This window comes from Aquimixticola soesokkakensis (assembly GCF_900172375.1).
GTDB classification, from domain to species: domain Bacteria; phylum Pseudomonadota; class Alphaproteobacteria; order Rhodobacterales; family Rhodobacteraceae; genus Aquimixticola; species Aquimixticola soesokkakensis.
Genome location: NZ_FWFS01000009.1, coordinates 184,946 through 207,556, shown reverse-complemented (window position 1 = coordinate 207,556; position 22,611 = coordinate 184,946). Strand labels below are relative to the sequence as shown.

The following is a 22,611-nucleotide window of genomic DNA, read 5'->3' as shown; positions in this document are numbered from 1 at the left end:
TAAAACGCCGCCGCCTGTGGGCGCACTGCCCTTCGGTCGGCCTCCTAAAAATCTTCCCATCCGCCATCCGAGGCGGCGCCGGGCATTTCCGGAGCGTTCACCGCCTGCTTGACGACAGGGGCTGTCACGGCAGCGCGTGTCTGCGCAGGCGGCGTGGCCGGAGCCCGCGCTGCGGCCTGCCGTCGCCCGCTGTCGATGGTAAAGCGCGCCATTGTCACGGTGAGGGTTTCGGCCTCGCGGGTCAGCGAATGGCTGGCGGCGGTCGTTTCCTCGAACATGGCGGCATTTTGCTGTGTCACCTGATCCAACTGGTTCACGGCGATGTTGATTTCCGCCAAGCCTGAGGATTGCTCTCGCGAGCTGACCGCAATTTCGGCGACATGATTGGCGATTTCGGACACGGAAACGACGATTCCGCGCAACGCCTCCCCGGTGTCTCCGACCAGGCTGACGCCGCGTTTGACATGGGTGCCCGACTGGGAGATCAGATCGTTGATTTCGCGCGCCGCATCCGACGAGCGCTGCGCCAGGGCGCGCACCTCGGAGGCCACCACCGCAAAGCCACGCCCCGCCTCACCGGCCCGCGCCGCCTCGACACCCGCGTTGAGCGCCAGCAGGTTGGTTTGGAAGGCAATATCGTCAATCACAGACGTGATTTTGGAAATCTGCTCCGATGACGACTCGATCTCGCTCATCGCGCGGACGGCCTCTTCGACCACCTTGCCCGAGGCCTCGGCGTTGGATTTGGCGGAGGCGACCATTTCGGAGGCCTGATTGGCCCCATCCGCCGCAGAGCGGACCGAGGAGGTCAGCTGGTCAAGCGCGGTCGCCGTTTCCTCAAGCGTTGCCGCCTGTTTTTCGGTGCGCCGTGACAAATCGTCTGCAGCGTTGGAAATTTCCGACGCCTCGCCGCGGATCATATCGGCATTCTCGACAACGCTGCTCATGGCGTTCAACAGGTTTTCCATCGCCAGATTGAAATCGGCACGCAGGGTTTCATAGTCTTGCGCGAAAACCGTCTCGATCTTGCTGGTCAGATCGCCATCCGCGAGCTTTTTCAAGCCGACGCGCAGCGCATCCACAACCGATTGCTGGGCTGCCTGCATTTCTTCGCGCCGGACTTCGCCGTCGCGCAGGGCCTGCTGGGATTGCGTGATGTCATTGCCCAGCAGAATGACGCGAAACGGCTTGCCGCCCTGTTCCTTGACCGGGCTGAACGCCCCGTCAATGATCGAGGTCGCCCCCGCCCCATCGGTCAGGTTGAAGCGGCCATAGACGCTTTCGCCCGCCGTCACCCGATCCCAGACCGCGCCACGCTTTGCCGCCAGCGCCGGATCAAAGGCAAAGAGGTGATCGTGGTCACGTCCCACAAGTTCCTCAGAGGTCGCCCCCGCCAATTTGCAGAAGTTTTCGTTTGCGACCAGAAGCTTGCCATCCAGAGAAAACTCGGCCTTTGCCTGATTGGCATCCAGGGCCTCGATGATGGCGGCATTCTTGCGCATCTCGGTGACGTCTTTCCATTCCATCACACAGCCGATTTGCTGCCCTTCGAGATCGACCACAGCATTCACATCGAGCGCCAGATAGGTCTCGCCCACCTTCATGTCGGTGTAAAAGGGCAGTTTCGCCGGATCGGAAAGCGTCTGGCGGATCTCCTTTGGGTTTTTGTAAAATATATCAATTGTTTGACCGACGATCTTTTCAGCATCAAAGCTCGGGACCGTCTGGCGAAAGCTGGTATCATGGGCCTTCATCAGGGCCGAGGCCGCCGAATTCATGTAGATGACTTCGAAATCCGTGTTGATCATCATCAAGGCCGCGGAGGACCCTTCAAAGGCTGCGCCTTTGAACAAACCGTCGCGCGTGGCCTGTTGGGCACGCGACAAGGCGCCGCGAAAATCATCAAGGGCTTTCGCAATGCCGCCGATTTCATCCTGGCGTTCAATACCTTCGACGCTGATCCCGTAGTCGCCTTGCGAGACGGTGCGCATCGCACGCTCGACCAAGGTCAGTGGGCGCGACACCGAGCGGGCAATCAGATAGCCGATGATCCCGACGCCCAAGATCATCAGGCCGCCCTGCCACATCATCTTGAAGGCAAGGGCTTTGGCGGGCGCAATGATTTCGTTGACCTCCTGGGAGACGAGAACCCCCATGCTGATGCCTTCGAATTGCAGCGGGCGGTGGAAAATCAACACCTCTGCCTGCGTGCCTGCACGCGGAATCAGCGCGGTGACCATACCGCGCTCACCGCGCAGGGCCGCTTCGGTTGCGGGGCCCTTGACCGGTGTTTCCAGCGGCTTGGCCTCGGGGTCGAGACGCAGAGAGGTCCGGGTGGTGTAATCGGTGCCAAACAGCAGTGCCTCGCCCGTTTCCCCAAGCCCGTCGGGGCTGTTCATGATCGCATCCATGCGGCTGATCGGCATCTGGAACGCAATCGCGCCCTTCACATTGCCACGACGGTCAATGATCGGTGACGCGATAAAGGAGGCCGGAGCCCCGTAAGAGGGCGCATAGGACTGAAAATCCGCAAAGACGACCGTCGGCTCCGTGGCCGCCAGCGCGGCGGTGATCACCGATTGCAGCCCCGTGCCATCCACAATGCCGTCATTGATATTGGTGGCAAAATCCATCTCTTTGAAGACGGAGTAAACGATATCGCCCCCCTCGTTGACGATGAACACATCGTAATATCCACGCTGTTCTACGAGCGAGCGGAAATACGGGTGGTAGAGTTTGTGAACCTGGCTATAGGCGGAGCCGTCCTCTGCAAAGTCGAGGTTCAGTTTCTCGCCCTGTGCGAAGCTATTGTCCTCGATATACCACTTTTGCAGGTAGCCCTGCGGGTCCTCTGCGATGGCGCGCCATGCCTCGCCAAAACCGCGCACCGCCGAGCCGACGGTCGGGTTTGCGGCCTGACTTTCGATGTCCACATGGATCGAATCAAGGAAATCCGTCAGTTGGGTGGTGCGCGCATCCGCAACGACACTCAGTTTTGATTCCGCCTCCACCAGCAGCGATTTCGACGCGGCCTGATAGGACACGATGCTGCTGATCAGGATGGCAATCGCCGTCAGTCCGACCATGAAAACCGGCAGCTTGCGCGCCAATTTGATGCGATTCAAAAACTTCATTCAACGTCTCCTCACGGCGCTGATGGTCGCCGCCCCATCAGGTCGGGGCGGCAGCATCGCGAATTCCAGGCAGCGCGCAGGGCGCCGGATGGTCAGAGAATTGTCCGCAAGGAATGAAGATTCGTTTAAGTTGGCTCGTTTTTCGGCGGCTGCCGGTGCAAGCCCGCAAAAGACCTGTCGAAATCCGGCACCCCTGACAGGGATTTGACCCGTTGAAAGGCGCGAATGCCCCAAATTCCGGCCTCGCGGCCAAAGCCCGACGCCCCCGTCCCCCCGAAGGGCGCACCGGCCGCGCGGCTCTGGCCGTTGGCCTGTACCATGCCGCACCGAAGCTGCGCGCCGACCCGTGCAAGGCGCGCCGGATCCCTGGTTTGCACATAACCTGCCAGCCCGTAATCGGTGGCATTGGCCAATGCGATGGCCTCGTCTTCGCTGTCAAAGGGCGTGATGACCAGCACGGGGCCAAAGACCTCACGCTGGAAAATGGCCATCTCGGGGGTGACATCGGCAAAGACCGTCGGCTTGCAAAAATAGCCCCGTTCGACACCCTCGGGGCGTCCCAAACCGCCCGCAACCAGCCGCGCGCCCTCGTCAAGCGCCTGTGCGATGTGATCCTGCACCGCCGCGAATTGACGCGCATTTACCAGCGGTCCCAAGGGGTTGCGCGCGCCCGGGCTTTCGCCGCCCTGCCCCGCGCTGGCCACATCATAGGCCGCGCTTTCAGCGGCGGCTTTGGCGACCACCCTGTCGTAGATGGCGCGCGCAACCAGCATCCGTGAGGCCGCATTGCAGGACTGGCCCGAATTGCGCAGGCAATGCGCAACCCCTTGGGTGACGGCCAGATCGACATCGCAATCGTCAAACAGGATATTGGCGGATTTCCCGCCCAATTCCAACGCACAAGGGATCAGATTGCCCCCCGCAGCCGCGCCGATCCGCCGCCCCACCGCCGTTGAACCGGTAAAGGAAATCACATCGACGCCGCGCGCCGCCACCAGAGCCGCGCCGGTGTCGCCCGCCCCTAGAACCAGCGAAAACAGCCCCTGCGGAGCATCGGCCGCGGCCAGCGCCCCGGCCATGACCTGCGCAAAGATCAGCCCGCTCAGACTGGCCTGTTCGGAGGGTTTGAGGACCATGGCACAGCCAGCTGCCAGCGCCCCGCCGACCTTGAGCGCGATCTGGTTGAGCGGCCAGTTCCACGGCGTGATCAGCGCGGCAACGCCCAGCGGTTCGAAATGGGTAAAATGCCCGCCCTGCGCGACCTCTGTGGTGGTCTCATGCGCGACAAGCGCGGCGCGGGTGGCCTCAAGATGCGCCAAAGCAGCATCGACTTGCGCGCTTCGGGCCACCGCCAAAGGCGCGCCCATTTCGCGGTGGATCGCCTGCGCGAGGTCTTCGTGGCGCGTTTTGATGCCCGCGATCACCGCGCTCAGAACGGCCAGCTTGCAGGATGTATCGCCCCGCCCCTCCCACGCGCGCAGCCCGTCGCGCGCCCGCGCCACAGCGGCGGCGACATCCTGCGCGTCGCCCAGCGGCAGGCCCGCGACGGGCTGCTGCGTGTAGGGATCGGTGAGGGTCTGCGTTGCGGCGCTGTCCCAGCGCGCGGATCGGGGAAACAAAGGGTCCGCCCCCGCCTGAAAAACGGGGCGCGTCACGCGTCGCACTTCCTCGCCCCGTTGCGGGCGTTCCTGCGGGGTTTCGCTCATCGCGGCTCTCCAATCGCGCTGGCAAACCAAAGGGCCAAAGGTCCGTCGCAGCGCCTTGCGCCATCTCTTGCCACAGATCATCGCCCAAAGAAAAGGGCCGGTCCTTGCGGGCCGGCCCTTGGTCGTCGCAGCACGCGCGGCTTATTTGGCGCCGTCGTCCTTGGACACCCGTTCGGCGCCGGCAAACTGCGTCCCGGCGGTTGCGTCCTTTTTGTCCCAATCGCGTTTCACACCGAGCCAGAGCAGGATGTTGGAGGCGACGAAGACCGAGGAATAGGTCCCGATCACGATGCCCATCGTCATGGCAAAGACGAAGTTGCGGATCACATCCCCGCCCAGCACCAACAGCGCGATCAAGGCCACAAGCGTGGTGCCAGAGGTCATCACCGTGCGCGACATGGTTTCGTTGATCGAGAGGTTCAACACGCCCCGCAGGTCGCGCTTTTTGAACTTGCGCAGGTTTTCACGCACGCGGTCAAACACCACCACCGTATCGTTGAGCGAATAGCCGACGATGGTCAGAAGCGCCGCAATAATCGACAGATCGAAGGGGATGCCAAACAGCGCGAAGACCCCGATGGTGATCGACACATCATGCACCAGCGCCACAACCGCGCCGACCGCAAACTGCCACTCGAACCTGAGCCAGATATAGACCAGCACCACGGCGATGGCGGCCACAACCGCTTCGATCGCAGTCCAGATCAACTCGCCCGAGACTTTGGGCCCGACGCTTTCGACAGAGACAAACTCGATCGAGGGCACCACCGCGCTCAGGGCGTCCTCCACCCGTTTGATGGTTTCGGGGCTGATCGCGGCCACCTCATCCTGCGCGCCGATGCGCACGGAGGCGACATGTTGGTCGGCGGCGAAATTGGGATCGAAGATTTCCGTGATGGAAATATCGCCCAAATCCAGCGTGTTCAGCGCCGCGCGGTATTCGGCGATATCCACGGCCTGTGTGGCCTGGGTGCGGATGGTCGTCCCGCCCTTGAAGTCGATGCCGAAGTTCAGGCCCAGGGCCCCGAAGGCCACGACAGAGGCAAGAACCATCGCCACCGAAAAGCCGAAGGTATATTTGGCGCGGCGGAAGAAATCCCACGTGGTTTCATCGGGCACAAAGCTAAAGCCCTTGAGTTTCCAGCCCTTGCGGTTCTTGCGCCCGTACCACATCGTCACCATCGCCCGCGTCACATAAATGGCGGTGAACACGGAGGTCAGGATGCCAAGCGCCAGTGTCACCGCAAAGCCGCGCACCGGACCCGACCCCATGATAAACAGGATCGCCGCCGTCAGGAAGGTGGTCACATTGGCGTCAAGAATGGCCGAAAGTGCCTTTTCATAGCCCAGTTCGATGGCGCGGGCGGCGGATTTCGAATTGCGCAGTTCCTCGCGGATACGCTCGAAAATCAGCACGTTGGCGTCCACGGCCATGCCGATGGTCAGCACGATCCCTGCAATCCCCGGAAGGGTCAGCGTGGCCCCGATCATCGAGAGAAGCCCGAACAACAGCCCGACGTTGATCAGCAGCGCGATATTGGCGAAAATCCCGAAGGTCGTATAGCTGATCACCATGAAGACCAGCACCGCAGCGATGCCCACGAGCGAGGCGATCTTGCCCGCCTCGATGGAATCCGCGCCCAGTTCCGGCCCGATGGTGCGCTCTTCGAGGAAATTGATCTTGGCCGGCAAAGCGCCTGCGCGCAGCAGAACCGACAGGTTTGTAGATTCTTCGACCGTAAAGTTGCCCGTGATCTGGCCCGAGCCGCCGCGAATGGCTTCGTTGATGCGCGGGGCGGAAATGACTTCGTTATCGAGAACGATGGCGAAAGGCGCGCCGACATTGGCGGCCGTGTAATCGCCAAACTTGCGCGCCCCCGCGGCATTGAAACGGAAGGTCACCGAAGGCTGGCCGTTCTGGTCAAAGGCAGGCTGGCTGTCGGTGAGTTCGTCGCCCGTGACGACGGGTGCGTCTTCGAGCACGTAGAAAACGCCGTTGCCGCTGATGTCAGGCGCCACGAACTGCCCCGTGGACACGGCCGCATCGGCGGAGGCAACCGTGCCCACCACCGGGTTGAACGTCAGTTGCGCTGTGGTGCCGATCAGCGCCTTGAGTTCCTCGGCAGAGCCGATTCCGGGAACTTCGATCAGCACGCGGTCATCGCCCTGGCGCTGGATCGTCGGTTCCCGTGTGCCGACCTCATCCACACGGCGGCGAATGATTTCAACGGATTGCTGCATGGTGCGCGTGTCGGTGGCCGCGCGTTCGGCGTCTGAAAGCTGCACCGTGATCAGCGCCCCCGAGGCGGAGACGTCGATATCGCTCTGACCGCCCGCCGTGAGCGAAACCACCGGTGTCGCCAGCGCGCGCACGGCCGCAAGCGCTGCCTCCATGCCTTGAGGTTGGGAAATCTGGATCTGCAACTGGCCGGCGGGCGCATCCTGGCGGCGGATGGTGCCCACCGTGTCGCGCTCGGCGCGCAGCGCGTCGCGCACATCGGGCCACAGCGCATCCATGCGCGCCTGATAGACATCGGCCACCTGCACTTCACCGAGCAAATGCGCCCCGCCGCGCAGATCAAGGCCAAGGTTCACAAGCCCCGAGGGCAGGAAGGCAGGCCAGCCATCCGCAGCGGCCCGTTTCTGGGGCGTCTCCCCCGCAGCAACGATATCGGCGCGCGCGTCGTTGCTGGTTTCAACCCGCGTATAAAACGCATTGGGCAAGGCAAGGAGCAGGCCGATCGCGACGAGCCCCCAGATGGTGATACGCTTCCACAACGGGATATGCAGCATGAACCTGTCTTCTCTGGTTGGACGTGAATGCGGGGCTGACGGGCATTTCCCACCAGCCCCGCATCACATCGGAATCACTTGGCGCAAGTCGGGTGCACCGCCTGCACCGGTCCCAACCGCCCTCAGGCGGCAGGTTCGGTTTTGGAGATCACATTGGCCAGCGTGCCCTTGAGAACCCGCACCTTGATGCCTTCTGCAATCTCGACTTCCAGCTCGCCGTCTTCTTTGACTTTGCTGACCTTGCCGATCAGGCCACCGGCAGTCACCACTTGGTCGCCGCGCCGCACAGCTTCGATCATCGCCTTGTGTTCTTTGGCTTTTTTCTGCTGGGGACGGATCATCAGGAAATACATGATGGCAAAAATCGCGATCAGCGGCGCAAACTGCATGATCGGGTTGGTGCCGGCACCGGCTGCTTGCGCATAGGCAGGTGTCACAATGAAATCGAGCATCAAAGAAGTCCTTTTGGCGTGTGCGCGGGGTCTTTCCCGCTTTTGAGCAAGGCGCGCGAAAGAATTCCCGCGCGGGTTTGGCGCGCACCCTAGTCGCGCCCTTCGCGGAAGGCAAGAAAGCAACGCCCTTTGCCCCTTGCGGCGCGTCTGTTGCGGGCCGGCGTCCTGCGCGGCGCTGCTTGCGTCGCAATGCCCCTTTCCCTTGCCCCCCGTTTTCGGCCATAACCTGCCCCAATAAACCGTCCCAATCGACCAAGGTTCAGCCAAATGCACGATATCAAGACCATCCGCGAAAACCCTGCCGCATTCGACGCTGCGATGGCGCTTCGGGGGTTGTCCGGTCTCTCCGACCAGGTGCTGGCCGCAGACGAGGCCCGCCGCGCCAAAATCCAGGCCGCCGAAACCGCGCAGGCCGAGCAAAACAAAGCCTCCAAAGAGGTGGGCGCTGCAAAGGGGCGCGGCGATGAGGCGGAATTCGAACGTCTGCGCGCGCTGGTTGCGGAAAAAAAGGCCGCCGTTGCCACCCTGAACGAAGAGGCCAAGGCCTGCGACGCCGCGCTTGCGACGCTGCTGATGGGCCTGCCCAACGTGATGTACGACGATGTGCCCTTGGGCGCGGATGAGACAGAGAATGTCGAAATCCACCGCTGGGGCACGCCCAAAACATTCGACTTTGCCCCCAAAGAACATTTCGAACTGGCCTCGGTCACGCGCGGGATGGATTTTGGTGCAGGCGCGAAACTGTCGGGCGCGCGCTTTGTAGTGCTCAAGGCAGGCGTTGCACGCATCCACCGGGCGCTGGCGCAATTCATGCTCGACACCCATGTCGAAAAACACGGGCTGACGGAGGCCATCACCCCCGTCCTCGTGCGCGAGGAAATGATGATCGGCACAGGCCAACTGCCGAAATTCGGGGAAGACAGCTATAAAACCACGGACGGGTGGTGGCTGATCCCCACCGCCGAAGTGACGCTGACCAACCTTGTGAACGGCGAAACCGTTGAGGAAAGCGACCTGCCGATGCGCTATGCCGCGCACACGCAATGCTTTCGCTCCGAAGCGGGGTCGGCGGGGCGCGACACCTCGGGGATGCTGCGCCAGCACCAGTTCGAAAAGGTCGAAATGGTCTCCATCCTCAAACCCGAAGACTCCGAGGCCGAACATGCCCGCATGACGACGCAGGCGCAAAACATCCTTGAAGCACTCGAGCTGCCCTATCGCACCGTCAAACTCTGCACCGGCGATATGGGCTTTTCGATGAAGCGCACCCATGACATCGAGGTCTGGCTACCGGGACAGGACAAATACCGCGAGATTTCGTCGATTTCCACCGCAGGCGACTATCAGGCGCGCCGCATGAACGCGCGTTTCAAACCGAGCGGCGGCGGCAAGCCCGAATTCCTTCACACGCTCAACGGCTCCGGCCTTGCGGTCGGGCGCTGCCTGATTGCCGTGCTTGAAAACGGGCAAAACGCCGATGGCACCGTCAGCCTGCCCGTGGCCCTCCAGCCCTATCTGGGCGGTCGCAGCCTGCTCACGCTTGACGGCACCCTCGCCTAGGTCGACGCTTACGCATCCTCTGCCTCGCAGGCGCTTTCAACAGGCGCTTGCGCGGCAGATTTTCGATCAAATCGCCCCGCATGCGCACGACCGCCCCCGACATCAGCGCCTTTGGGAAAAAAACGCGCAGTTTCGGCTTTTTTTGTGATTGCGATTGAACCCGAGCGCGGTTTGAGACGTTAATCGCATATGATGCGTTTAAAAGCTTTCCTCCTTTTGATTGTCACCATCGCTTTTGCCTTGGGGCCGGTGCTCTTTCCCGGCTTTGGCGGCTTTGACCCCGACCTCTACCCTGTCCCCCAGATCGACCCGCCCGTGCAACCGGCCGGCTATGCTTTCGCGATTTGGGGGGTGATCTATCTTTGGCTGCTGGTGCATGCGGTTTTCGGCCTGTCCAAACGGGCGCAAAGCAGCGATTGGGACGCGCCGCGCTGGTCGCTGATCCTGTCGCTGGCCATTGGCGCCATCTGGCTGCCGACCGCGCAGATATCAGCGGTCTGGGCAACGGTTGAAATCTTTGCCATGCTGTTTTTCGCCCTTATCGCCCTGTTTTCGGCGCATCGCGAAACCGGTTTTCCCAAACCGCAGGTCACCGATCCATGGCTCTTGACGGCCCCGATTGCGCTCTATGCGGGCTGGCTTACGGCGGCGTCCTTTGCCGCCCTTGCCATTCTGGGCGCAGGTTTTGGCGCTGTGTTGGGGCAGATCGCCTGGGCCTTATTGGCACTGGCAGGCGCGCTGACGGTAGGATCGCTGGTGCAACTGTTGCGCCCCTCGGCGACCCTCTATGCCGTGGGGATCGGCTGGGCGCTGATTGGCATCGCGGTGCACAATTGGGGCACGGTCTGGATTGTCGCCATTCCCAGTTTGATCGCCACCGTGATCATTGCCGGCGTTGCATTTTTGGGTCTTTTGAAACCCGAAATCATCAAGTAACCCCAAAAAAACCGCCGCCCAAGTGAACTTTTTCGCGCGCGAGGTGTTGGTTTGCCTTATTCACCTGCGCGCACCGTTGCGTCCCTGTCGAAACACGCGATGACACACACCCAAGGCAAGACACACGCCCATGTTTCCTGACTTCCCCCCCAACTCTCGGCCCCCCAACTCTCGGCGCCCAAACTTGTGGCTCCAGAATGCGTGGCTTCAGGCGCTTTGGCGCGACCGCGCGCACCGTCGGGACCGCCGCGTTGCGCGGGCAGGTTGCATTGCACTCGCTTTGGTCCTCAGCGCCACCTCAGGTATCGCCAGCACGTCGGGGTCCGTGACAAGCACGGGAGCGACCCTGCAAACAGCGCTCCCGCTCGACATGGCGCTGTTCACCCCCTCGACCCTGAGCGCGGCACAGGCCAAAAGCCTGAAAAACAACCGCCTTCTCGTCGAGGGCAAGGCAAAAAGCAAAGCGCCCAAGCTTGCAAAACCAAAGGCCAGTGCCCCCGCCCAGCCCCCCGCTCAGACCCAAGTCACGCCCGCCCCGCACGCCAAAACCGTGAAAACCGGCGACACGCTTGCCGGGACGCCCGACCGGCGGATGCGCATGCGCGACTGGGACCTGTGGGGTTTGAGTGCGCCGCCCAGCGGTGCTGCGTGGTTTCGCTTTGGAACGGATGCGGTTCTGCTTGATCGCACCTCTCTGGAAGTTCTGAAAGTCCGCCCCAAAGCCCTGGATTTCGAAGACCAGTAGGCGCGCGCCACCCACGCGAGGCTTTGATGAAAAAACCGCGCCCTCACCGGCGCGGTTTTTCGTTCCAACCTTGATCTACTGCGCCGCAACCCTTTTTTGCAGCATGGATTTAAGGTAGCGCCCTGTGTGCGAGGCAGCGACCCCGGCCACATCTTCGGGCGTGCCTTGGGCCACAACCTGCCCGCCGCCATCGCCGCCCTCGGGGCCGATATCGATGATATGGTCGGCCGTTTTGATGACATCGAGGTTATGTTCGATCACAATCATCGAATTGCCCTGATCGACCAGCTCGTGCAGCACTTCGAGCAGCTTCTTCACATCCTCGAAATGCAGCCCCGTTGTCGGCTCGTCCAGAATATACAGCGTGCGTCCGGTTGATCGGCGCGCCAGCTCCTTGGACAGTTTGACCCGCTGCGCCTCGCCTCCCGAGAGGGTCGTCGCCTGTTGGCCCACCTTGATATAGCCCAATCCAACCCGCATCAGCGCATCCATTTTCTCGCGGATCGACGGCACGGCGGCGAAAAAGCTTTGCGCATCTTCGACAGTCATATCAAGCACATCGGCGATGCTTTTGCCCTTGAACTGGATTTCCAGCGTCTCGCGGTTGTAGCGCTTGCCCTTGCAGGTCTCGCATTCGACATAGACATCGGGCAGGAAGTGCATCTCGATCTTGATGACGCCGTCCCCCTGACAGGCCTCGCAGCGCCCGCCCTTGACGTTGAAGGAAAAGCGCCCCGGTTTATAGCCGCGCGCCTTGGCCTCCGGCAGGCCGGAAAACCAGTCGCGGATCGGGGTAAAGGCGCCGGTGTAGGTCGCAGGGTTCGAGCGCGGCGTGCGACCGATCGCGCGCTGGTCGATGTCGATCACCTTGTCGAGATGTTCGAACCCCTTGATCGTTTCGCAAGGCGCAGGCGTTTCGCGCGCGCCGTTCAATTTCGACGCGGCGTTTTTGTAGAGCGTCTCGATGGTAAGCGTCGATTTACCGCCCCCCGACACGCCCGACACGCAGACGAATTTACCCAGAGGAAAATCGACAGTCACCTCTTGCAGGTTGTTGCCCGTTGCCTTGACCACCGTCAATGTCTTGCCCGACCCCTTGCGCCGCTCGGCGGGCACCGCAATCTCGCGCGCGCCCGAAAGATACTGCCCAGTCAAGGACTTGGGGTCGGCGGCAATTTGGGGCGGGGTGCCTTTGGCAACGACCTGCCCCCCGTGCACCCCCGCGCCGGGGCCAAAATCGAACACATAGTCCGCCTCGCGGATCATGTCCTCGTCATGCTCGACCACCAAGACCGTGTTGCCCTGATCGCGCAGGGATTTCAGCGTGCCGATCAGCCGGTCGTTGTCGCGCTGGTGCAGGCCGATGGACGGCTCGTCGAGCACGTAAAGCACGCCTTGCAGTCCCGAACCGATCTGGCTTGCCAAGCGGATGCGTTGGCTTTCGCCGCCCGACAGCGTACCCGCATTGCGCGCCAAAGTCAGATATTCCAGCCCCACGTTGTTCAAAAATCCGAGCCGCTCGCGGATTTCCTTCACAATGGCACGGGCGATTTCCTCTTTTTGTTTGGACAGATGGTTGGGCGCGTCCTCGATCCAGGCCAGCGCCTCGCGGATCGATTTTTCCGTGACCTGCCCGATGTGCAGCCCGCCGATCTTGATCGCCAGGGTTTCTTCGCGCAGGCGGTACCCGTGGCAATGACCACAGGGGCGGTTGTTTTGATAGCGCTCGAATTCCTCGCGCACCCAGGCGCTGTCTGTCTCGCGGTAGCGGCGTTCCATATTCGGAATGACCCCTTCGAAACTGCGCGTGACCTCATACACCCGCCCGCCCTCATCGTAGCGGAATTTGATCTCATCCTTGCCGGATCCCCGCAAAAACACCTTTTGCACCTTGGGATCGAGGTCTTTCCACGGCTTGGACGCCTTGAACCCGTAGTGTTTGGCCAGTGCTTCGATCGTTTGCAGGAAATAGGGCGACTTGCCCTTGCGCCAGGGCGCGATGGCCCCGTCCGACACCTTCAGCGCGGCATCGGGCACCACGAGACGCTCGTCGAAAAACAACTCGACCCCCAGCCCGTCACACTGCGGACAGGCCCCGAAAGGCGCGTTGAAGGAAAACATCCGCGGTTCGATTTCGGGAATGGTAAAGCCGCTGACGGGGCACGCGAAATTTTCCGAAAACGTGATGCGCTCGGGCTCGGGTTCGGTCCCGTCGTCCAGCGCCCGCGGCGCGGTTTCGAGGATGGCGATGCCATCGGCCAGATCAAGGGCGGTGCGAAAACTATCCGCCAGCCGCGTTTCCAACCCCTCGCGCACCACGATGCGGTCCACGACCACGTCGATGTCGTGGCGGAATTTCTTGTCGAGGGTCGGCACCTCGTCGATTTCGTAAAACTGCCCGTCCACTTTGACGCGCTGGAACCCCTGTTTGCGCAGGTCGAGAAATTCCTTTTTATACTCGCCCTTGCGGTCGCGCACGATGGGGGCCAACAAATAGCCGCGCGTGCCCTCTACCATGCCCATGACGATATCGACCATGTCCTGCACCTGCTGTGCCTCGATGGGCAGGCCGGTGGCGGGCGAAAACGGCGTGCCTGCGCGCGCAAACAACAGGCGCATGTAGTCGTAAATCTCGGTGACCGTGCCCACGGTCGAACGCGGGTTTTTGGAGGTGGTCTTTTGCTCGATGGAAATCGCGGGGCTCAGGCCCGAAATGTGATCCACATCGGGTTTGCCCATCATATCAAGGAACTGGCGGGCGTAGGCACTCAGGCTTTCGACGTAGCGCCGCTGCCCCTCGGCATAGATCGTATCAAAGGCAAGCGAGGATTTCCCCGACCCCGACAGACCCGTGATCACCACAAGCTGGTCGCGCGGAATATCCACGTCGATATTCTTGAGGTTGTGCTCGCGCGCGCCGCGCACTTCGATTGTCTTGAGATCGGCCATGTCGAAACTATCCTCGGAAATCACGTTTGTAACGCCGGCTCGAAAGCGCGCGTTAACGGTTGATCCATATTTAGGCGAGAAGCGGCGCGCTTCCAACGGGAAAATGAGAACATTTTGTGAACCTGCAGGAAAAGACCACAATAAGGTGATTTTTCCACCAAGCGTTTCTTGCGCGCGGTCCGCGTTTGCCCATGCTAGCCTGTGCCAAATGTTTTACGGTAAGGACCAAGATGATGACCCCCGCCAACGCTCCCCTGCCCACGCCCGACGCAGTCGAGGCCGGTATCGCCGCCGGTGACATGGTTTTGCTGGATGTGCGCGAACTGGACGAAGTGGCCCAAAGCGGTATGGCGCGCGGCGCCCTGCATGTGCCGCTGATGAGTCTGCCGATGCGCGCCGACCCGCAAAGCGCGGATCATTTGCCCGACATCGACCCCGATAAAACGGTGGTGATCTACTGCGCTGTGGGCGGGCGCGCCGCGCAGGCGGGGGCCTATCTGAACGGTCTGGGGTTTGACAAGGTCATCAATTACGGCGGCCTGTCGGATTGGGTGCGCGCGGGCGGCGCTGTCGACTGAGACGCCCGCGCCGTCGTTCAGGCGCGCCGGTTCAGCACGGCTTTGGTCATGAGAATGCCCGCCGAAAGCGCCAGCACGAAAATCACGACATCGCTGTTGCCGGTCAAAAGCACCGGCAAGGCCCCGCCCGGACAAAAGCCCGCGATGCCCCAGCCGATGCCAAACACCGCAGCGCCGCCAACCAGCCGCGCATCGATCTTTCGGTTGGCTGGCAGGTGAAAGCGGGTGTCGAACAGCGGGGCCGCGCGGCGAAACACCTGCCGGTAGCCCAAAAAGCTGACAAGAACCGCGCCGCCCATCACGAAGGCGAGCGACGGGTCCCAAGTGCCCGCGACATCGAAGAAATTCACAACTTTGGCCGGATTTGCCATGCCCGACATCGAAATGCCAAGGCCGAACAACAGCCCCGCAAAATAGGTCATGATCAGTTTCATCGTCGTGCCCTCACAACAGGTGGCGCAGGGTGAAAACCGTCAGCCCGGCCGTGACCATAAAGGTCACAACCGCGACCGCCGAGCGCGGGCTGAGCCGCGCCAGGCCGCACACCCCGTGCCCCGAGGTGCAGCCCGCGCCAAGCGTCACCCCGATTCCGACGATCACGCCACCGACGATCAGCCCGAATTTGGACACAGGCACGCTGATCTCGGGCAGATGACCGCTGAAGGCGGCAAAAACGAATGGCCCCGTCATCATCCCCGCCAGCGCAACGGCGCGCCAGATCCAGTCGCTGCGGCCATGCGGCAACAACACCCCCGTCAGCACGCCGGTCGCGCCGAAAATCCGCCCGTCAGCCAGCATCAAAAGCACCGCGCCAAGGCCGATCAACAGCCCGCCCCCCAGCGACACAAGCGGTGTAAATTCGGTAATCATCGGCCCGCCCGCCCCGACGGGAATTCTGGTGTGATCTGTGCCATCGCTGCGCTCCGCTGCTGTTTTCAGGTTCTGCCCCTGCCCTCGCACAAAGCGCAGCGCTTGTCAGTACAAAATCAATTTCTTGAATGAATAACCCTGCAGCCCGCGCGCGCGCGCGCGACAGAGGCACAAAAAAGGCCGCCAGTCTGCACTGGCGGCCTCGGGCATCGCGCGCTCGAAGGGAGGAGAGAGGCGCGCGAAACATTTGGGGCCTGCGCCCTATTTTATGATGATCTCCGGTCCCATCACTGCCGTGGGCAGCGCCGTCGAAATCCACGGCACATAGGTGACAAGGATCAGGAACACAAAGAGGATCGCCAGGAAGGGCGCCGCGGCGCGCACCACGGCCATCATCGGCATGCCCGCCACACCAGAGGTCACAAAGAGGTTCAGACCGACGGGCGGGGTGATCATCCCGATTTCCATGTTCACCACCATGATGATGCCCAGATGGATCGGATCGACACCCAGTTGCAGCGCAATCGGGAACACCAGCGGCGCGACGATCACGATCAGCCCCGAGGGTTCCATGAACTGCCCGCCGATCAGCAGGATGATATTGACGACGATCAGGAACATGATCTTGCCAAAGCCTGCGTCCAGCATCGCACCGGCGATCTGTTGGGGCACCTGTTCGGCGGTCAGCACATGTTTGAGGATCAGCGCATTGGCGATGATGAACATCAGCATGATGGTCAGCTTGCCCGCATCCAGCAGCGTCTTGCGTGTATCGGGATGCACCAGCGCCGTGATCAACGCCGAGGGGCGTTTGGCCAGCGGCACGGCAACCCCATCCTCGTTCAGCGGCCCCATGTCGCGATAGACAAAGGTGGCCACGATAAAGGCGTAGATCGAGGCGACAGCCGCCGCTTCGGTGGGCGTGAAAATCGCCCCCGTAATGCCGGGAATGCCATAGATGCCGACCATGATGATGACGATCAGCATCAGACCCCAAAAGGCGTCCTTGAAGGAGGCATAGACTTCGCCCCAACCGGCCCATTCGCCTTTGGGCAGGTTCTTGACCTTGGCGATGACATAGATCGCGACCATCAACATGGTGCCCGCCAGAATGCCCGGAATGACACCCGCAAGGAACATGCGGCCCACGGAAACTTCGGTCGCAGAGGCGTAGACCACCATCACGATGGAGGGCGGGATCAGAATGCCCAGCGTTCCGGCGTTACAGATGACACCGGCGGCGAAATCCTTGGAATAGCCCATCTCGCGCATCGCGGCGATGACGATCGACCCGATGGCGACCACCGTGGCCGGCGAGGAGCCCGACAGCGCGGCAAAAATCATGCAGGCAAAGACCCCTGCAATCGCCAGACCGCCGGGAAAATGGCCTACAAGCGCGATGGAAAACCGCACGATGCGCTTGGCCACGCCGCCCGTGGACATGAAGGACGAAGCAAGGATGAAAAACGGGATCGCCAGCAGCGTGTAATGCCCCGCCATGCCCTGATAGAGCGACTGCGCCACGGAGGCGAGGCTGTCGGTGGAAAACAGCAGCATGAACAGGATCGACGACAGGCCAAGCGAGACCGCAATCGGCACACCGATCAGCAACATGCCGACGATCATCACAAAAAGAAGGAGCACTTCCATGGGTTATACCTCTTTCGCGTCTGGCGTGGCATCGATGGCGGCACGCTCGACGTCTTCTTCGGCCTCGTGGCTGACAATCAGGCTTTTCTGTTCGCCGCGAATGATGCGCAGCCCGGCCTGGGCGACACGCACCACCAGCAACAAAATGCCAAAGGGCAGCACGAAATAGGGAATGACGCGGGGCAGCTTGTCATAGGTTTCGCCCATGTTGATCAGCGGCTCCAACCATTTGAACACCCAGATCATCGGCACCTGATCGGTGACGTACCAGGCCTGATCGCGCGTCGCCTCAAAGCCCAGCGGGAACCAGCGACCGGCGGTGCGATCCAGCCCCGCATAGGGCGCCCAGTAGTCCCACGCGCCCTTGAGCAGCAGCAGCGCATAGACCAGACAGGCCAGCGCCGAGACCAGCGCCGTCACCCGTTGCGCGCGCGTCGGCAACAGGTTGATGATCGCATCCACGCCCAGATGCATGGTCTTTTTGAAGCCGTAGGAAATGCCCAGCAGCACCAGCCATGCAAAGAGGATCAGGGTCACTTCGAGACCCCAGATAAACGAATGGTTGAACACGTAGCGCAAGACCACGTTGATGAAGGTCACAAGGGTCATCGCGCCGAGGATAAAGGCGATGACGCTTTCCTCGAAGGTGTCCCAGAATGTGCCCGATGCGGGTGAATGCCCCTGCGATGCCATGTCGGCCCCCTCGCTGGATGATGACAAAAGCGGCCCCGCCCGCAAAGGCAGGACCGCACGATCTGCATGTGTGCAAATTAGTGTTTGGCGTTGATTTCCTGCGCCATGTCGATGTTGCTCTGGCCAACGTCATCGGCGAATTCTTCCCAGACGGGCATCATCACTTCGACCCAGTCCTGACGCTGCTCGGGGGTGAGTTCACGGATTTCGCCGCCCGCATCGAGGATCGCCTGACGGCTCTGCAGTTCGACCTCGCCGACGGCGGCGTTGCGCTCCATCGACACCTCATGCATGATCTGGGCGATCTCGTCGCGCAGATCGGCGTCAAGGCTGTCCCACCAGTCGGCAGAGGTCACGACCATGTAGTCAAGCACGCCGTGGTTGGTTTCGGTCACACCGTCCTGCACCTCGAAGAATTTCTGGCCGTAGGTGTTGGACCATGTGTTCTCCTGCCCGTCCACAACGCCGGTTTGCAGCGCGCCGTAGACTTCGGCAAAAGCCATCGGTTGGGGCGATGCGCCAAGCGCTTTCATCTGGGCAACCAGCACATCCGAGGGCTGGACGCGGAACTTCAGACCCTTGGCATCGCCCGGCTCCAACAGCGGCTTGTTGGCCGAGAACTGTTTCATGCCCGAGTGCCAGAATTCAAGGCCGACCAGACCGCGACGCTCCATCGAGGATTTCATGTCCTGACCGGTGGGCGAGTTCTGGAATTCATCCACCGCATCCATGTTTTTGAACATGAAGGGCAGATCGAACAGGCCGAACACCTTGGTGAAAGTTTCGAATTTCGACAGCGACGGGGCGGCCATCTGCACGTCGCCCTGCAACATCGCCTCAAGCACCTGATCGTCGTTGTACAGCGTCGAGTTCGGGAAGACCTCGACACAGGCACGCCCGTCCATCTGGTCGTTCACACGCTCGGCAAAAAGGTTCGCCGCGATCCCTTTGGGATGTTTGTCGGTGTTGGTGACGTGGCTGAATTTGATCACCATTTCGCCCTCGTCGCAGGCAGCGAAAGCGGATGTTGCGGTGACAGACAAAGCGAGCGCCGTAGCGGCGGTTGCGAGAAATTTCATGGATGTCCTCCCAGACATGTTTCCTCCATCTGCTCAAAGATCAAACAGATTGCAGACATCAAATCGCCGTGAACCGCCCCTCACAAGGGCGATGTGACACCTTCGTGAAATTGGTATAATTTTTACTTTTAATCAGACTATTAGGCGAAACTTCTCATGTGGATCGACACAAGACCTACCCGCATGTGTCACTTTTTTCGCACGCGTGATTTCACCCTCTGTGCGAAAAACCGCACAGCTGTGCACGACGGGTTTTCCCCCAGACTCACGGCGTCCCAGACTCACGGCTTCCCAGACTCACGGCGTCCCCGACTCACCGCTTCAAAGCCTCACCGCTTCAAAGCCTCACCCAGCGCGCCCCGCCCAAGGGTCAGCCGCGATACAGATCCGCGCGCAGCCCGTGGCGCAGCAATTTGTCGTAAAATGTCTTGCGCGGCAACTTTAGCCCCTTGGCAGCCTCGGTGGCATTGCCGCCGTGGCGTTGCAGCGCAGCGATCAACAGCGACCGCTCGACCTGTGCCAATTGTTCCGACAGGCCCAGTTCGGCGCGCGCATCCTCGCCCTCCGACAACCCCATGGCAAAGCGCATCGCCGCATTCATCAGCGAGCGCGCATTGCCCGGCCAATCCTGCGCCATCAGCCGCGCGATGACATCGGGGGTGATCTGGGGCACCGGTAAATCCGACTGCTCGCAGGCAATATCCACATAATGCGCAAAGAGCACCGGAATGTCTTCGCGCCGGTCGCGCAGGGCCGGAATATTGACCTTTGCCGCCTGCAAACGGTAGTAAAGATCCGCCGAATAGCGCCCCTCGCTGACCTCGCGCGCCAGATCGGCATAGGTGCCCGCGATCACCCGCGGGCGCGCGTGGGTTTCGAGCAATTCCAGCAGGGCAAACTGCGCATTCGGGCTGAGATGGGCGACCTCGTCGAGAAACACCGACCCGTCCTCGGCCCGCTCGAAGGCCTGCGCAAGGCTTTCGGCACTCTGGCCCATCGCGGGCAGTTTGAGAAAGGGCGCGTTCGATCCGGCCCCGAGCAAATGCACCACTTCGGCCATTTTGGCCGTGCCGGCCCCTGCCTCGCCGGTGACCAGCACATCCGCCGCCGTGCGCGCCACTGCCCGGGCCTCAAAGCGCATCGCCTGCGCCGCCGCCGAGACGCCGCGCAACAGGCGTGCCGCCGCATCTCCGGCTTCGACCGCGCGGGTGAGACGACGGTTTTCCAGCACCAGAGCGCGGGTTTTCAGCGCCTTTTCCACCGTCGCCAACAGATCCTGCGGCGCGCAGGGTTTTTCGAGAAAATCAAACGCGCCCGCCGCAATGCCCCGCACCGCCATCGGGATATCGCCCTCGCCGGTCAGCAGGATCACCGGCAATTCCCTGTCGATTCCCATCACATATTCCAGCAACTGAAAACCGTCCTTGCCCGGCATCCGCACATCGCTCACGATGACGCCGGCAAAGGCTTTGGACACGTGATCCTTGGCCGCGATGTAGCTGCCCGCGAGCACCGGAACCAAATCGGCCAGTTCCAGCGTCTGCCCCAGCGCCTCGCGCACATGGGCATCGTCATCGACCAGCAAAACCTGCCGAGTGCTTTCCATTCACGCGCCCTTTTGTAGCGCCGCAACGGGCACAAAGGCCCGCGCGGGTTGAAGATCAATATCAAACTGCGCACCGCCCTGCGCCTTGTTGCGCCCGCGGATTTGACCGCCAAAGCCCTGCACCAACCCGTAGCTGATCGACAGGCCCAGCCCCATCCCCTCGGCGGCCCCTACCTCTTTGGTGGTGTAGAACGGGTCGAAAATCCGGTCGGGATCGCTGATGCCGCTACCCGTATCCGCGATGCTCAAACGTACCATGCCGGACTGCTGCGCCCCATCCAGCGTGATCGTGAGCACGCGGTGCGCCTGTCCGACCATCGCATCGACGGCATTGGACATCAGGTTCAGCACCACCTGTTGCAGGCGCACCTCGCCCCCGCGCGCCCAGATTTTCGGCCCCTGCGCAAAGTCGACCTGCACCTGCGCCGCCGCGATCTTGCTATTGGCCATCTCCAGAGCCGCCTCGACCACCCCGCGCAATTCCACATCTGTCAGCGCTTCGGGTTCCTGGCGCGCAAAGGCCCGCAAGTTCTTGATAATGCGCCCCATCCGGCGCGCCAGCTCCGAAATCCGCAGCAGGTTCTGCGCCGCTTTGTCGGGCTGGTCGCGCTCGACAAACAGCGCCGCGTTTTCGGCAAACGAGCGGATCGCCATCAAAGGCTGGTTCAATTCATGGCTGATGCCCGCCGACATCTGCCCCAAGGCCGACAGCTTGCCCGCCTGCACCAGATCGGCCTGCGCACGCGTCAACTGCGCCTCGGCGCGGGTCCGCTCGCCCACCTCGCGCGTCAGCTCCGCAATGGCGCGGCGCAGCTCGCTGGTGCGCGCCTGCACCCGCGCTTCCAGCTTGCGGTTGGCCATCGCCAGCGCACGCCTGCGCTCGGTCGCCAGAAACAGCAGCGCCCCGAACGCAAGGCAAAGCGCCGCCGCCATCCCCGCCGTGCGCCACGCCAGCGCCCGCACGGGCGCCACATCCAGCAAAAGCGCCCCCGTAAACCCGACCACCGGCATCTCCTGCGTCAGATAGAGCGCGCGATCGGGGATGTAGGGGCCGCCATCGAGCCGCCAGACCAGATGCGCCCCGACCCGGGTCTGCGCGACCAGCGGAAAGGGGCGCTGCGCACTGCCCGCCAACACCAGCTCGGTCAGATTGGTGACAAAGACCACGCCGCTGTCATCGGTGAAAAACACCGCCGAGGGGGTCACCGGCCAGCCCCATTCGATTCCTGCCACATCGGTGGATACAACAATCGCCCCCACCGCAGGCCCCGCCCCGTCAAAGATCGGCGCGGCATGGACATAGCGCCGCTGCCCCGCCTCATCCACGAAATGCGCCGCCCCCAAGGCCCCCTCAAGCGCCCGCGTCACCGCAGGGGCCACCCCCGCAGGCAGCGGCAGACCGCTGGAACTGGCGCGCATCACGCCGTCGCGCCCGACAACGGTGATGGATTGGGTGCCGGTCTTATCGGCCATTTTTACCAAAAGATCATGCGCCCCTGCGCGCGCCACCGCATCGGGACGCGCCTGAACCACAAGGCTGTGCAAACTGGGATGATCCGACAGGATGACCGCAATCTCGCGGTAGCGTTTCAACGCGCCGGTCAGACGGTCCGCCGCCAGGGTCATGCTGGCCCGCCCGCGCGCCGCGGCCTGATCCAGCGTCGAGCGATAGGACAGCTGCCACACCCCGACCGTAAACACCGCCAGCAGCGCCGCAAAGATCAAAACAACCGCAACGCGGCGCGACAGAACCGGCATGACGCCTCCTTGAGCTGGTGTCAGTCTAACAAACCTGCCCGCCCTTTGACCAGATGCGGCCTGCGCATCGCGCCCCCTCTTGCCTTTGGCCTGCGATCTGGC

The 22,611-nt window shown here is 62.1% G+C and carries 16 protein-coding genes; 4 read left to right on the top strand and 12 right to left on the bottom strand.

The window, feature by feature from the left end; genetic code table 11:
- Positions 1-44: 44 nt before the first annotated feature.
- From AQS8620_RS12750 to yajC, 4 genes are all read right to left on the bottom strand, one after another.
- Positions 45-3,134: a methyl-accepting chemotaxis protein gene (locus AQS8620_RS12750; protein WP_085837284.1), complete on the bottom strand. Its 3,090-nt coding sequence runs from the start codon at positions 3,132-3,134 to the stop codon at positions 45-47.
- A gap of 125 nt (positions 3,135-3,259) precedes the next feature.
- Entirely contained in the window at positions 3,260-4,840 is a 1,581-nt protein-coding gene (locus AQS8620_RS12745) for an aldehyde dehydrogenase family protein (protein ID WP_085837283.1), read from the bottom strand.
- Between the two features lie 141 nt (positions 4,841-4,981).
- Positions 4,982-7,633 (bottom strand): protein translocase subunit SecD, encoded by a 2,652-nt coding sequence (secD, locus tag AQS8620_RS12740; protein WP_085837282.1) that lies wholly within the window; start codon positions 7,631-7,633, stop codon positions 4,982-4,984.
- Between the two features lie 122 nt (positions 7,634-7,755).
- On the bottom strand, positions 7,756-8,085 hold the full coding sequence (gene yajC, locus AQS8620_RS12735) for a preprotein translocase subunit YajC (RefSeq protein WP_085837281.1): 330 nt from the start codon (positions 8,083-8,085) through the stop codon (positions 7,756-7,758).
- A gap of 267 nt (positions 8,086-8,352) precedes the next feature.
- Between yajC and serS the strand changes: the two genes are divergently transcribed.
- From serS to AQS8620_RS16915, 3 genes are all read left to right on the top strand, one after another.
- Entirely contained in the window at positions 8,353-9,645 is a 1,293-nt protein-coding gene (gene serS / locus AQS8620_RS12730; RefSeq protein ID WP_085837280.1) for a serine--tRNA ligase, read from the top strand.
- A gap of 189 nt (positions 9,646-9,834) precedes the next feature.
- A complete protein-coding gene (locus tag AQS8620_RS12725; RefSeq protein WP_085837279.1) occupies positions 9,835-10,581 on the top strand; it encodes a TspO-related membrane protein in 747 nt (248 codons plus the stop codon).
- Between the two features lie 325 nt (positions 10,582-10,906).
- Positions 10,907-11,326, top strand: coding sequence for an RcnB family protein (locus AQS8620_RS16915; protein WP_159453245.1), 420 nt, complete (start codon positions 10,907-10,909; stop codon positions 11,324-11,326).
- A 75-nt stretch (positions 11,327-11,401) separates the two neighbouring features.
- On the opposite strand, the gene uvrA is transcribed toward AQS8620_RS16915, so the two are convergent.
- Complete coding sequence (gene uvrA / locus AQS8620_RS12715; protein ID WP_085837277.1) at positions 11,402-14,275, bottom strand: excinuclease ABC subunit UvrA; 2,874 nt, start codon at positions 14,273-14,275, stop codon at positions 11,402-11,404.
- A 233-nt stretch (positions 14,276-14,508) separates the two neighbouring features.
- Between uvrA and AQS8620_RS12710 the strand changes: the two genes are divergently transcribed.
- Complete coding sequence (locus AQS8620_RS12710) at positions 14,509-14,853, top strand: rhodanese-like domain-containing protein (RefSeq protein ID WP_159453244.1); 345 nt, start codon at positions 14,509-14,511, stop codon at positions 14,851-14,853.
- 17 nt (positions 14,854-14,870) lie between these two features.
- Here AQS8620_RS12710 and AQS8620_RS12705 read toward each other — a convergent pair whose 3' ends face one another.
- The 7 genes from AQS8620_RS12705 to AQS8620_RS12675 form a co-directional block, all read right to left on the bottom strand.
- The gene (locus AQS8620_RS12705) at positions 14,871-15,287 is read right to left on the bottom strand and encodes a YeeE/YedE family protein (RefSeq protein ID WP_085837275.1); all 417 of its coding nucleotides are present in this window, start codon (positions 15,285-15,287) and stop codon (positions 14,871-14,873) included.
- A gap of 10 nt (positions 15,288-15,297) precedes the next feature.
- Entirely contained in the window at positions 15,298-15,723 is a 426-nt protein-coding gene (locus AQS8620_RS12700) for a YeeE/YedE family protein (RefSeq protein ID WP_085837274.1), read from the bottom strand.
- Positions 15,724-15,984: 261 nt separating this feature from the next.
- Positions 15,985-17,373 (bottom strand): TRAP transporter large permease, encoded by a 1,389-nt coding sequence (locus AQS8620_RS12695; RefSeq protein WP_085837273.1) that lies wholly within the window; start codon positions 17,371-17,373, stop codon positions 15,985-15,987.
- A gap of 3 nt (positions 17,374-17,376) precedes the next feature.
- Positions 17,377-18,066 (bottom strand): TRAP transporter small permease, encoded by a 690-nt coding sequence (locus AQS8620_RS12690; protein ID WP_085837272.1) that lies wholly within the window; start codon positions 18,064-18,066, stop codon positions 17,377-17,379.
- A 77-nt stretch (positions 18,067-18,143) separates the two neighbouring features.
- Positions 18,144-19,145, bottom strand: coding sequence for a TRAP transporter substrate-binding protein (locus tag AQS8620_RS12685; RefSeq protein WP_085837271.1), 1,002 nt, complete (start codon positions 19,143-19,145; stop codon positions 18,144-18,146).
- 370 nt (positions 19,146-19,515) lie between these two features.
- Positions 19,516-20,751 carry a sigma-54-dependent transcriptional regulator gene (locus tag AQS8620_RS12680; protein WP_085837270.1) on the bottom strand — a complete coding sequence of 412 codons (1,236 nt, stop codon included), beginning with the start codon at positions 20,749-20,751 and terminating at the stop codon, positions 19,516-19,518.
- Positions 20,752-22,509, bottom strand: a complete 1,758-nt coding sequence (locus tag AQS8620_RS12675) for a sensor histidine kinase (protein ID WP_200809629.1) — start codon at positions 22,507-22,509, stop codon at positions 20,752-20,754. It abuts the gene before it with no gap.
- Positions 22,510-22,611: the final 102 nt, after the last annotated feature.